General features: G+C 57.3%; 13 protein-coding genes and 1 other annotated feature. Of the genes, 3 read left to right on the top strand and 10 right to left on the bottom strand.

The genetic code is table 11. The features are described from left to right. Position 1 precedes the first annotated feature (1 nt). From thrA to yjjY, 4 genes are all read right to left on the bottom strand, one after another. The gene (thrA, locus tag GT756_RS21630) at positions 2–2464 is read right to left on the bottom strand and encodes a bifunctional aspartate kinase/homoserine dehydrogenase I (RefSeq protein WP_053810779.1); all 2463 of its coding nucleotides are present in this window, start codon (positions 2462–2464) and stop codon (positions 2–4) included. Between the two features lie 25 nt (positions 2465–2489). Next, positions 2490–2607 (bottom strand) — a sequence feature (Thr leader region). Continuing rightward, entirely contained in the window at positions 2546–2614 is a 69-nt protein-coding gene (gene thrL, locus GT756_RS21635) for a thr operon leader peptide (RefSeq protein ID WP_004222578.1), read from the bottom strand. (Overlaps the previous feature by 62 nt.) A 211-nt stretch (positions 2615–2825) precedes the next feature. Further along, the gene (locus GT756_RS21640) at positions 2826–3512 is read right to left on the bottom strand and encodes a tRNA/rRNA methyltransferase (protein ID WP_004204223.1); all 687 of its coding nucleotides are present in this window, start codon (positions 3510–3512) and stop codon (positions 2826–2828) included. Positions 3513–3909: 397 nt separating this feature from the next. Continuing rightward, positions 3910–4050 carry a protein YjjY gene (yjjY, locus tag GT756_RS21645; protein WP_004146984.1) on the bottom strand — a complete coding sequence of 47 codons (141 nt, stop codon included), beginning with the start codon at positions 4048–4050 and terminating at the stop codon, positions 3910–3912. 95 nt (positions 4051–4145) lie between these two features. On the opposite strand from yjjY, the gene arcA reads away from it, so the two are divergent. After that, positions 4146–4862 carry a two-component system response regulator ArcA gene (gene arcA, locus GT756_RS21650; protein WP_002887843.1) on the top strand — a complete coding sequence of 239 codons (717 nt, stop codon included), beginning with the start codon at positions 4146–4148 and terminating at the stop codon, positions 4860–4862. Between the two features lie 63 nt (positions 4863–4925). On the opposite strand, the gene creD is transcribed toward arcA, so the two are convergent. The 4 genes from creD to creA are packed head-to-tail and all read right to left on the bottom strand — an operon-like array spanning position 4926 to position 8943. Continuing rightward, the gene (creD, locus tag GT756_RS21655; protein WP_174562450.1) at positions 4926–6284 is read right to left on the bottom strand and encodes a cell envelope integrity protein CreD; all 1359 of its coding nucleotides are present in this window, start codon (positions 6282–6284) and stop codon (positions 4926–4928) included. A gap of 59 nt (positions 6285–6343) precedes the next feature. Continuing rightward, positions 6344–7768 (bottom strand): two-component system sensor histidine kinase CreC, encoded by a 1425-nt coding sequence (gene creC / locus GT756_RS21660; RefSeq protein ID WP_053810782.1) that lies wholly within the window; start codon positions 7766–7768, stop codon positions 6344–6346. Beyond that, positions 7768–8457, bottom strand: a complete 690-nt coding sequence (gene creB / locus GT756_RS21665) for a two-component system response regulator CreB (RefSeq protein ID WP_117124840.1) — start codon at positions 8455–8457, stop codon at positions 7768–7770. Before creB ends, creC begins: the two co-directional genes overlap by 1 nt. Before the next feature lie 12 nt (positions 8458–8469). Then, entirely contained in the window at positions 8470–8943 is a 474-nt protein-coding gene (creA, locus tag GT756_RS21670) for a protein CreA (RefSeq protein ID WP_004204218.1), read from the bottom strand. Between the two features lie 209 nt (positions 8944–9152). Here creA and robA point away from each other — a divergent pair, with 209 nt between their 5' ends. Then, entirely contained in the window at positions 9153–10022 is an 870-nt protein-coding gene (robA, locus tag GT756_RS21675) for an MDR efflux pump AcrAB transcriptional activator RobA (RefSeq protein ID WP_004204217.1), read from the top strand. On the opposite strand, the gene gpmB is transcribed toward robA, so the two are convergent. Then, on the bottom strand, positions 10019–10666 hold the full coding sequence (gpmB, locus tag GT756_RS21680; protein ID WP_004204216.1) for a 2,3-diphosphoglycerate-dependent phosphoglycerate mutase GpmB: 648 nt from the start codon (positions 10664–10666) through the stop codon (positions 10019–10021). The two genes, robA and gpmB, sit on opposite strands and share 4 nt — an antisense overlap. A gap of 113 nt (positions 10667–10779) precedes the next feature. Here gpmB and yjjX point away from each other — a divergent pair, with 113 nt between their 5' ends. Next, a complete protein-coding gene (gene yjjX, locus GT756_RS21685) occupies positions 10780–11295 on the top strand; it encodes an inosine/xanthosine triphosphatase (protein WP_064178541.1) in 516 nt (171 codons plus the stop codon). Here yjjX and trpR read toward each other — a convergent pair. Continuing rightward, positions 11282–11611: a trp operon repressor gene (trpR, locus tag GT756_RS21690; protein ID WP_004204213.1), complete on the bottom strand. Its 330-nt coding sequence runs from the start codon at positions 11609–11611 to the stop codon at positions 11282–11284. The genes yjjX and trpR overlap by 14 nt on opposite strands. Positions 11612–11684: the final 73 nt, after the last annotated feature.

Below are 11684 nucleotides of genomic sequence, written 5' to 3' on the forward strand. Positions count from 1 at the left end.
CTTAAACTCCTAACTTCCAGGAAAGGGTGCGCAGCAGGTCGGCGAATACGCCGGCCGCCGTGACGTCGTTCCCGGCACCATAGCCGCGCAGCACCAGCGGCAATGGCTGATAATAGTGGCTGTAAAAGGCCAGCGCGTTCTCGCCATTTTTGACTTTGTACAGCGGATCGTTGCCGTCAACGGCGGCAATTTTCACCCGGCAGGTACCATCCTCTTCGATGTTACCGACATAGCGCAAGACTTTACCTTCATCGCGCGCCTTAGCAATCCGCGAGGCGAACTCATCATCCAGCGACGGCAGGCGAGCCATAAAGGTCTCGACATCACCACTGGCGTCGAAGTCCGCCGGCAGCGCCGACTCGACGATAATGTCCGACAGCTCCAGTTCACGTCCGGTCTCACGGGCCAGAATCAGCAGCTTACGCGCGACGTCCACCCCGGATAAATCGTCGCGCGGATCCGGCTCGGTATACCCCATCTCACGGGCCATTGCCGTCGCCGCCGAGAAACTCACCCCCTCATCCAGCTTGCCGAAGATAAACGACAGGGAGCCGGAAAGGATCCCGGAGAAATGGCGCAGTTCATCGCCGGCGTTGAGCAGGTTCTGCAGGTTCTCAATCACCGGCAGGCCAGCGCCAACGTTCGTGTCATAGAGGAACTTGCGGCGCGAGCTGCTCGCCGCGTGGCGCAGCTGATGATAGTAATCCAGTGAAGAGGTATTGGCCTTTTTATTCGGCGTGACCACATGGAAACCTTCGCGCAGGAAGTCGGCGTACTGATCGGCGACCGCCTGGCTGGAGGTACAGTCGACGATCACCGGATTCAGCAGGTGGTACTCTTTTACCAGGCGGATCAGGCGGCCAAGATTAAAGGGTTCTTTCGCCTCCGCCAGCGCTTCACTCCAGTTTTCCAGATTCAGACCATGCACGCTGGTCAGCAGCGCCTGAGAGTTGGCCACGCCGCAAACGCGCAGATCGATATGTTTGCTCTTCAGCCAACCCTGCTGGCGTTTGATCTGCTCCAGCAGCGCGCCGCCGACGCCGCCGACGCCGATGACGAACACTTCGATCACCTGATCGGTGTTGAACAGCATCTGATGGGTCACGCGCACGCCGGTGGTAGCATCGTCATTGCTAACCACCACCGAAATGGAGCGCTCGGAGGAGCCCTGAGCAATCGCCACGATATTGATATTGGCGCGAGCCAGCGCGGCAAAAAACTTTGCCGAGATACCGCGCAGGGTGCGCATCCCGTCGCCCACCACCGAGATAATAGCCAGACGCTCCATAATGGCCAGCGGCTCCAGCAGTCCCTCTTTCAGCTCGAGGTAAAACTCATCTTCCATCGCCCGTTTGGCTCGCGCGCAGTCGCTCTGCGGCACGCAGAAACTGATGCTGTACTCGGAGGAGGATTGGGTGATCAGCACTACCGAGATGCCGGCGCGGGACATGGTGGCGAAGACGCGGGCGGCCATGCCGACCATGCCTTTCATCCCCGGCCCGGAAACGTTGAACATCGCCATGTTGTTGAGGTTAGAGATGCCTTTAACCGGCAGATCGTCCTCGTCGCGGCTGGCGCCGATGAGCGTTCCCGGCGCCTGCGGGTTGCCAGTATTTTTAATCAGACATGGGATTTGGAATTGGGCGATAGGGGCGATGGTGCGCGGGTGCAGCACTTTCGCGCCAAAGTAGGAGAGCTCCATCGCCTCCTGATAAGACATCGATTTCAGCAGACGCGCATCCGGCACCTGGCGCGGGTCGCAAGTGTACACTCCGTCGACATCGGTCCAGATTTCGCAGCAATCGGCGCGCAGGCAGGCGGCCAGTACCGCAGCCGAATAGTCGGAGCCGTTGCGCCCCAGCACCACCAGCTCGCCCTTCTCATTGCCAGCGGTAAACCCGGCCATCAGGATCATATGGTCTGCCGGGATCTGGCTGGCGGCGATGCGGCGGGTGGATTCGGTGATATCGACCGTGGATTCCAGATAGTGGCCCACCGCGAGCAGTTTTTCCACCGGGTTAATGACACTGACTTTATGACCACGGGCTTCCAGCAGACCCGCCATGATGGCGATGGAGAGCTTTTCGCCTCGGCAGATCAGCGCGGCATTGACGCTATCCGGGCACTGACCCAGCAGGCTAATACCGTGCAGGACATGCTTAATCTGAGCAAACTCCTGCTCAACAAAGACTTTCAACTGGGCGAGCGGGAAAGCGGGCTGGGCCTCGGCAAGGCCCTGAAGAAGTTCGGCAAAAATGCGTTCAGCGTCGGCAATATTGGGGAGGGCATCCTGGCCGCCAATGGTCTTTTCAATCATCGCTACCAGATGGTTGGTGATCTTCGCCGGGGCAGACAGGACGGTCGCTACCTGCCCCTGCCTGGCATTACTCTCCAGAATATCGGCAACCCGCAGAAACCGTTCCGCATTTGCCACTGATGTACCGCCGAACTTCAACACTCGCATGGTTCTTACCCCTTGATCTCTTGTCAAAAAAAAAGCCCGCACTGTTCAGGTGCGGGCTTTTTTCTGTGTTTCCTGTACGCGTCAGCCCGCACCGTTACCTGTGGTAATGGTGGTGGTGATAATGGTGGTAATCATGCCGATGCGATTCATGGATGTTGTGTACTCTGTATTTTTATCTGTCTGTGTGTCCTGCCTATATTGGTTAAAGTATCTGCCGTCTTAAGTCAATGAATTTCTCAATTAACCCCATTTCAGCCGGCTTACGTATTGCGCCACCCCGACAAGAAAAAACACCCAGATTGGCGGAACACCTCCCGCAAAAACAGTACATGCAACCATAAATAAAAAATATGACAGAACTTTATTCTGGTAGGTTTTTTTCAATATCATGCAGCAAACGATGCAACATTGCCGTGTCTCGCTGCTGCAGCAGCCCCAATCGTTGCGACAGCCAGTCGGCCAGTTTGGCATCGTCCTCCACGCCCAGACGCGAAAGCAAGGCCATGGTGCGGAGGCGCAACGCCTGCAGCTGATGATGGTCTGCCGCGGCAGCGGCGGGAGCCGATTGTTGCATAAGCGATGCTAATTGATAGCAGTAAACCATCACCGACTGACCGAGGTTCAGCGACGGATAATCCGCGACCATCGGCACGCCGGTCAGCACATCGGCCAGGGCCAGCTCCTCATTGGTCAATCCGGCGTCTTCACGGCCAAATACCAGCGCGGTATGGGTCATCCAGTTCGCCTTCTCCTCCAGCAGCGGCAACAACTGCTGCGGCGTGGCGTAATAGTGAAACCGCGCGCGACTGCGGGCAGTGGTGGCGACGGTAAAATCGACGTCGTGCAGCGCCTCAGCAAGGGTGGAATAGGTGGTGATGCCATCGAGGATGTCGCCTGAGCCGTGCGCCACCCAGCGTGCCGCCGGCGCCAGATGGGCTTCACTGTCCACGATCCGCAGATCGCGAAATCCCATGGTTTTCATCGCCCTGGCGGCGGCACCGACGTTCTCGGCCCGGGCAGGACCGACCAAAATAATCGTTAAACGCATTGCGGTTTTATTCTCTCTCTCAGGCGTTGTCTGAGGCGCGTAGCCCCCCATTTTACGCGGTGAAAATTTACAAATTTGCAACAAAAATCACTAAAATTGCGTTTTCTTACCCATAAAAAAATCTAAACTGTTCTCAGGAGGCCATGACAAGGAGTATGTTAACAGAACCCATTTATCCATATGATGGGCAATGAAATTTCATCTGACGCATCGTTCCAGACATTGGATTCACTGTATTTATTAATTTATCCACGCAACTAGTTGAGCCGGGTAAAGATTGTGACTATAAAGAGCATGGCGATGCAATGATTTCACAAGACTGTTAACGTGCTACAATTGAACTTGATATATGTCAACGAAGCGTAGTTTTATTGGGTGTTCGGCCTCTCTTAGCCTGTTATGTTGCTGTTAAAATGGTTAGGATGTCAGCCGTTTTTGACACCGTCGGGTCCAGAGGGAAAGTACCCACGACCAAGCTAATGATGTTGTTGACGTTGATGGAAAGTGCATCAAGAACGCAATTACGTACTTTAGTCATGTTACGCCGCGCATGTTAATTTGCGACATGCACCAGGCAGGTCAGGGACTTTGGTACTTCCTGTTTCGATTTAGTTGGCAATTTAGGTAGCAAACATGCAGACCCCGCACATTCTTATCGTTGAAGACGAGTTGGTAACACGCAACACGTTAAAAAGTATTTTCGAAGCAGAAGGTTACGATGTATTCGAAGCGACCGATGGCGCGGAAATGCATCAGATCCTGTCTGAAAATGATATCAACCTGGTGATCATGGATATCAACCTGCCGGGTAAAAATGGTCTTCTGCTGGCGCGCGAACTGCGCGAGCAGGCCGACGTCGCGCTGATGTTCTTAACCGGCCGCGACAACGAAGTGGATAAGATCCTTGGCCTCGAAATCGGCGCTGACGACTATATCACTAAACCGTTTAACCCGCGTGAACTGACTATCCGCGCGCGCAACCTGCTCTCCCGTACCATGAACCTCGGTACCGTGAGCGAAGAGCGTCGCAGCGTGGAAAGCTACAAGTTCAACGGCTGGGAACTCGATATCAACAGCCGTTCCCTGGTTAGCCCGAACGGCGAACAGTACAAGCTGCCGCGCAGTGAATTCCGCGCGATGCTGCACTTCTGCGAAAACCCGGGCAAAATTCAGTCTCGTGCCGAGCTGCTGAAGAAAATGACCGGTCGCGAGCTGAAGCCGCATGACCGTACCGTTGACGTGACCATTCGTCGGATTCGTAAACACTTCGAATCCACTCCGGATACTCCGGAAATCATCGCTACCATTCACGGTGAAGGTTACCGTTTCTGTGGCGATCTGCAGGAATAATGCGAGTTATTCCGCAGCTATGATGTGAAAACGGCGCCCCGAGGGCGCCGTTTTTTTATGCCGTCACTCTTTCCACAGGCGCAGTTTGTCGTCATCGGCAGACGGCGGCGGAGGCGCACTGCCTTTCGGTAACGATAACGCATACCAGTCCACTCGCCGGGTCAAAAACATCAGAATGCTCAGCGCCAGCGCCAGCACACCGGTCCCTAACAGCAGCGCGCTGTCCTCGGAGTGCAGCAGAAACCACATCACCCCATCCAGCAGCAGCAGCGCGGCGACAAACAGCAGGCTGTTGCGCCATCCCCTGAGCACCGCCTGGAGGTAGATCCCATTCATCACCGCGCCGCACAGACTGGCGGCCAGCCAGGCGGCGGTAAAGCCAATGTGCTCCGAAAGCGCCAGCAGCACCAGGTAAAACAGCACCAGCGATAAGCCCACCAGCAAATATTGCATCGGATGCAGGGGTCGATGGGTCAGGCTCTCGAAAGCGAAAAAGGCCATAAACGTCAGCCCGATTAACAGGATGGCATATTTTGTCGCCCGATCGGTTAGCTGGTACTGGTCGGCAAGCGACATGACATCGGCACTGAACGCCGGTAAGCGCGACCACGGGATCTCCATATCATCCTTGAAATAGCTGCCCATATCATTGGCGAACCAGCTGCTTTGCCAGTGGGCGCGATAGCCGGCAGCATTCACTTCGCGTTTCGTTGGCAGGAAGCTGCCGAGAAAGCCGGGATGCGGCCAGTTACTGGTCAGCTGCAGCTCGCTGTTGCGCCCGAGCGGCGCCAGTGAAAATGCGCCCGTCCCGTTCAGATCGAGCGAAAAAGCAATCTCAAGCGGCTTGTTGTCCTCCGCCAGCGCAGGCATCCGCATATGGATGCCCGCCCCATCGCCGCTGATCCCCAGCCCTGGTTCCACGCTTAATACGCTGCCGTTAACCTTCGGGGCGTGGATGGCGCCAATGCCGCGGGCATCGCCGACGCTCACCACCAGCCGCGGCAGGCCCAGGGTGATATGCGTTTTTCGCAGCGACGCCAGACGCAGCGGATCGAAGGTGGCCTTAATCTGCAGGGCGTTATGCCATACCTGCCCGCTGTAGATGCCCACCCTTCTCGACTCCACGGTCTGTTTGCCGGTGACCGCCAGCGACTCCGGCAGCCAGTAGTACACCCAGCTACGCTGATAGGCGACCTCTTTTTGGTTCTCCCTGCGGGTCAGCGTCTCGGTTACCGGAATAGCGATCAGCGGCCCGGCGAGTTTTTGCGAACCGCTGGTGCTCTGCTCAATGGCGTCCACTACCTCGCTGCGATAATCAGCCCGCTCATTGATGAGCTCCCTGACCATCATTAAAGGTAGAGATAACAGCACAATACAACCTATTAGCGTGGTGATTTTCCAGAATAACGGTGATTTCAACATAGCTTTCTCCCTATCGTGATGGCCTCACCATAGGGCGGCTGTGTGGGGAGAATTTGAAGCTATGTGAAGGGACGGTGAAGTCTCAGCGTAGCGACCACGCCGCCTTCAGGGCGATTGTGCAGACGGATATCGCCATGATGCAGGCGCGCCACTTCACGAACGAAGGCCAGCCCAAGGCCGCTGCTCTTGTGGCCGTCTTCACGCGGCAGCGAGTAGAACCGATCAAAGATCCGCGTCAGGGCATAGTCCGGAATACCGCATCCGTTATCCGTTACGCTCAGTTGCACCTCTGCATTTCGTTTCTCTACCCCCAGGGCGATCTCGCCGCCCTGGGGGGTAAAATCAATCGCGTTGTCGAGCAGATTACCCAGCGCCTGGGCCAGCAGTTCGCCATCGCCATTGACCAGCATCCCACTCGCCTGCCAGCGCAGAGTAATGGCTTTCGCCGCCAGGGCGATGTCGCGCTCCTCCGCCAGGCGTTGGTATAGCGCATCTATCGACACCGGCTGTAGCTTTATCTCCAGCCGGCTTTCCAGTCGCGCCTGCTGGAGTAACCGCTCCACCAGCAGCTGCATGCGGGTGTTCTGCGCAAGGATATTCTCAGTAAACCGCGCCGCCACCGCAGGCGGCGGCCCTTCGCGCAGAATCTCCGCCGCACCGCGAATAGCCGCCAGCGGACTTTTCAGCTCGTGCGTCAGGTCATAGACATAGTTTTCGATGGCGTTTTTGCCTTCGAGCTTCACCCGCATGCTCTCCAGCGCCTGGGCCAGCTTACGCAGTTCGCTGCTGCCGACCTCCGGCAACGGCAGCGGGCGGTCAGCGGTCACGGAGTCCGCATAGCGCACCAGCTTACCGATAGAGAAATTGATCCACCAGACGACGCCGCAGCCGATCAACAGCGCAATGCCCAGCAGGGCGCCGCCGGCCCAGAGGATCCGCCGCTCGCTGCGCTTAATGACCGGCGTCATCGCCAGGTTGGGTTTACCGACGCTCAGCACGCCGATAATCCGCCCCTTATCCATCACCGGCGCGGCGATATACATCACCGAGCTGGCTTCATCATGCGGATCGCTGCGCGAACTGCGCGCGCCATACTGCCCGCGCAGGGTGAGCCAGACGTCGTTCCAGCGTGAATAGTCCTGCCCTGTCGCCTCTCCACTGGAGTCAAACACGACCTTGCCCCGGGCATCGGTCAGATAGACGCGGTACTCATTACGCACCTTTTTAATTCCGCCAATGTTGGCGTTTAGCCGCTGCTGGTTGAGCTGCTGAAAGGCCTGCGCCAGCCTGCCCTGCTGCGGGTTTACCGCCAGCAGGTCCTCACGCGCCAGCGCCGCCAGCAGGGTGGCGGTATCGTTGAGGGTCCCCTCCGTCGCCCGGCGCACGCCCGGCTTCACTTCCTGGACAAAGATCGACAGTACAAACCACGCGGCGATCGCGACGATAAGGAAATAGCCCAGCAGCAGGCGCATGCCGATGCGCATCAGCAGCGCCCCAGGCTGTAACCCATCCCGCGATGGGTATTGATTGGCGACAAATCAGGATTCACGGCCCGCAGTTTAGCGCGCAGGGTTTTGATGTGGGTGTCGACGGTGCGGTCGAGGCTTTCCCAGGCATCGCTCCATACCCGCTCCATCAGCTGCTGACGGGAGAAAACGCGACCGGGCGCGTGAAGCAAAGTTTTCAACAGCAGAAATTCATAGCGCGTCAGGTTCAGGGGCTGGCCGAACCAGCTTATCGACGCCGCCTGCTCGTCAAGCACAAACTCGCCGACGCGAACTACCGACGAAGGCGCGGCAAATTTTTGCAGCCGTCGCAGTACGCTGCGCACCCGCGCGCAAACTTCGCGCGGCGAAAACGGCTTGGCGATGTAATCGTCAGCGCCGATTTCCAGCCCCAGCAGCTTATCGACCTCATCGCTCCGCGCCGTGAGAAACAGCATCGGCAGCGCCGGAAAGCGCGCCAGCAGGCGCCGACAGAGCTCGAAGCCGCTGATATCCGGCAAGCCAACGTCGAGGATGGCGACATCGGGCGCCTGATGCGCCGCCGCCTCCAGCGCGGGCAACCCGCGGTCGAAGACGGTGACCTGGAAGCCCTCCTGCTGGAGCATATAAACCAGGGTATCGGCGATACTCTGTTCATCCTCAACTAACCAAATCCGTGGCTGCTGCATGCGCGCTCCCGTTTATTTATTCCAGGGCATAATCGGCACGGCGCTGATGGCGTTCTTCGGCGAACCATCAACTACTTTATCCGAATAGGTCAGGTAGACCAGCGCATTGCGTTTCGCATCATAGAAGCGAACGACCTGTAGCTTTTTAAACACCAGCGAGGTGCGCTTCTGGAACACCACGTCGCCCTGGCTTTTGCCATTTTTGATTTTGTCCGTCAGCTCAATCGGCCCGACCTGCTGGCAGGAGATGGCCGCGTCGGAGGTATCTTCCGCCAGACCCAGCCCGCCTTTGATCCCGCCGGTCTTCGCCCGGCTGATGTAGCAGGTCACGTTCTGTACATCCGGATCGTCAAAGGCTTCGACGACAATTTTGTGATCCGGTCCTAACCATTTGAAGACCGTATCCACGGAACCAATCTGCTCCGCCTGAGCAATCTGACAGCCGGCCAGCAACAGCAGGCCCATCGCAAACTTCTTGTATTTCATATTGTTACCATTATTAAAAAATATAGCTAAGTGATTATCACGGACTTAGCAGAAAAGGTTTATAGATCACAGCTTTACAAAATTATCGTTCAGATCCACTGACCTACCGCATTTAAAAGCAAAAAAAACACTGAATGCTAAAACATCAAAAAATGCTATTATCCGCTACTTTAATATCAGGCACCTGTGTTTAAGGATGGGGACATTTTATGGATCAAGCAGGGATTATTCGCGATCTCCTTAGCTGGCTGGAAGGTCACCTGGATCAGCCGCTTTCTCTGGACAATGTGGCGGCGAAGGCAGGTTATTCCAAGTGGCATCTGCAGCGAATGTTTAAGGATGTCACCGGCCACGCTATCGGTGCCTATATTCGCGCGCGCCGGTTGTCGAAATCAGCTGTCGCATTACGCCTTACCGCCCGTCCAATCCTTGATATTGCGCTGCAGTACCGTTTCGACTCCCAGCAGACCTTCACCCGTGCGTTCAAGAAGCAATTCTCGCTGACGCCGGCTCTCTACCGCCGCTCGCCGGACTGGAGCTCGTTCGGTATGCGTCCGCCGCTACGTCTTGGCGAGTTTACCCTGCCGAAACATGAATTTGTCGCCCTACCCACGACTCAACTGCTCGGTGTGACTCAGAGCTATACCTGTAAGCTGGAGGAAATCTCCGACTTCCGCAACCAGATGCGGGTCCAGTTCTGGCGAGATTTCCTCGGCAACTCGCCGTCGATCCCCCCGGTGCTCTACGGGCTGCATGAACCGCGTCCGAGCCTGGAGAAAGACGATGAGCAGGAAGTGTTCTATACCACCGCGCTGACGCCGGAGATGGCTAACGGCCACCTGCAGAACGCCCATCCGGTGACGCTGGAGGGCGGCGAGTATGTCATGTTTACGTATGAAGGGCTGGGTACCGGCCTGCAGGAATTCATCCTGACGGTCTACGGCACCTGCATGCCGATGCTGAACCTGACGCGCCGCAAGGGGCTGGATATTGAACGCTTCTATCCTGAAGATGAAAGCCGGGATCAGGCCACGCCGATTCAGTTACGCTGCGAGTATCTGATCCCGATCCGCCGTTAACGCTGCAGCTCGTCCATCGCGGGGGCGTCAAGATGCGAGACGTCGCCCGCCGTTTCCACCACCCAGCCGGAAGCCAGCCACGGGCTTTGCTGATAATCGACGCGCGAGATCGAGCAGTTGCGCAGGCGCAGACGACGCTCTGCGTATGCCGGCAGCCCTAAAATCGTACTCACCAGGCAGCCCAGCGCGATACCATGACTCACCAGCAGCGGTCGACTACCGGCCGGTAATTCCAGACAGGCGGCCAGCGCCGCATGCATACGTTCGCTAAGCTCCTGCATCGATTCGCCCTGCGGAATGCGACCATCCGGCGTGCCGTTGACCAACTGGCGGCGCCAGCCCTCTTCTTCTTCGCTGAGCGAGTCAATATGGCGCTTCTCCAGCACTCCCATATCCAGCTCGCGCAGGCGCGCATCAGCGATCACGCTGCAGCCGCAGGCTTCGGCAATAATCTCTGCTGTGCGACGGGTTCGTCCCAGATCGCTGGTAATGATATGGGTGATCCCCAGCGTTCTGGCGCGCTCGCCAACCTGCCAGGCCTGGCGCTCACCGTGTGCGGTCAGCGGGCTGTCGGACTGACCCTGAATACGTCGCTCGGCGTTCCACTGCGTTTCACCGTGGCGAACAAGGTATACCTGTAACATGCTTTTTTTCCGTTCTGAACTCGTTATCGACCGCTTGCGGGCATTACCGACTGCCCTGGGGGTGATTTAGAGTATACTGCGATGACGTTAGTTTATTCTGAGTTGTTTTGATTATGCACCATGTTGTCTCAGCGACCACTAATCCCGCCAAAATTCAGGCAATTCTGCAGGCTTTTGACGAGATTTTCGGCGAAGGATCCTGCCACATTGAGTCCGTCTCCGTCGAGAGCGGCGTGCCGGAACAGCCCTTCGGCAGCGAGGAAACGCGCGCTGGCGCACGAAATCGCGTCGCCAATGCGCGCCTCGCCCAGCCCCATGCCGATTTCTGGGTCGCCATCGAAGCCGGAATTGACGATGGCAGTACCTTTAGCTGGGTGGTCATCGAAAGCGCCAGCCAGCGCGGAGAAGCGCGCTCAGCCACGCTGCCGTTGCCTGACGTTATTCTTGAGCAGGTTCGCGCTGGCGAAGCCCTCGGGCCGGTCATGTCGCAGTATACCGGCATCGATCAGATTGGTCGTAAAGAGGGAGCGATTGGGGTTTTCACCAACGGCAAATTAACCCGCAGCAGCGTTTACCATCAGGCGGTCGTGCTGGCGTTAAGCCCGTTCCACAACGCTATTTATCGCTAGCCAGCAGCGTCTGCTCCAGCCACTGGCGCAGCTCAACCGGCGCCGACTTCAGGCTGTTGGACCCGCGGGTAATGGTCGCAATGCCGGCACCGAGCTCATTTTTCAGCTCGCGCTGGCTCATCTCACCGCGCAGCAGCTCTTCGATAATGCGCACCCGAGTCCCCAGCGCTTCACGCTCATCAGGGGTCAGCATGAGCTGCAGCAACGGTAGATGCAGATCCTGCGCATAGGCCTGCTGTAGCAGCGCCACAAAGCGCAGCCACTCCTGATGACGTTGTTCGGCAACGGCCGCGGAATAGGGAGATTGTTGGGTCATATCGCGCCACCATATTGAGACGGGCAGCTTACGCTGCCCGTCGAATGTACTCTTCAACGAGTACAAAGCATAA

The sequence above is a fragment of the Klebsiella sp. Q2 genome, assembly GCF_009900705.1.
GTDB classification, from domain to species: Bacteria; Pseudomonadota; Gammaproteobacteria; order Enterobacterales; family Enterobacteriaceae; genus Klebsiella; species Klebsiella quasipneumoniae.

Bases quoted from the DNA above. Each gene is read 5' to 3' on its own strand.
- yjjX (WP_064178541.1), top strand. From the start codon at position 10,780: ATGCACCATGTTGTCTCAGCGACCACTAATCCCGCCAAAATTCAGGCA.
- creA (WP_004204218.1), bottom strand. From the start codon at position 8,943: ATGAAATACAAGAAGTTTGCGATGGGCCTGCTGTTGCTGGCCGGCTGT.
- yjjY (WP_004146984.1), bottom strand. From the start codon at position 4,050: ATGACTAAAGTACGTAATTGCGTTCTTGATGCACTTTCCATCAACGTC.
- creD (WP_174562450.1), bottom strand. From the start codon at position 6,284: ATGTTGAAATCACCGTTATTCTGGAAAATCACCACGCTAATAGGTTGT.
- thrA (WP_053810779.1), bottom strand. From the start codon at position 2,464: ATGCGAGTGTTGAAGTTCGGCGGTACATCAGTGGCAAATGCGGAACGG.
- robA (WP_004204217.1), top strand. From the start codon at position 9,153: ATGGATCAAGCAGGGATTATTCGCGATCTCCTTAGCTGGCTGGAAGGT.
- GT756_RS21640 (WP_004204223.1), bottom strand. From the start codon at position 3,512: ATGCGTTTAACGATTATTTTGGTCGGTCCTGCCCGGGCCGAGAACGTC.
- gpmB (WP_004204216.1), bottom strand. From the start codon at position 10,666: ATGTTACAGGTATACCTTGTTCGCCACGGTGAAACGCAGTGGAACGCC.
- arcA (WP_002887843.1), top strand. From the start codon at position 4,146: ATGCAGACCCCGCACATTCTTATCGTTGAAGACGAGTTGGTAACACGC.
- creC (WP_053810782.1), bottom strand. From the start codon at position 7,768: ATGCGCATCGGCATGCGCCTGCTGCTGGGCTATTTCCTTATCGTCGCG.
- creB (WP_117124840.1), bottom strand. From the start codon at position 8,457: ATGCAGCAGCCACGGATTTGGTTAGTTGAGGATGAACAGAGTATCGCC.
- trpR (WP_004204213.1), bottom strand. From the start codon at position 11,611: ATGACCCAACAATCTCCCTATTCCGCGGCCGTTGCCGAACAACGTCAT.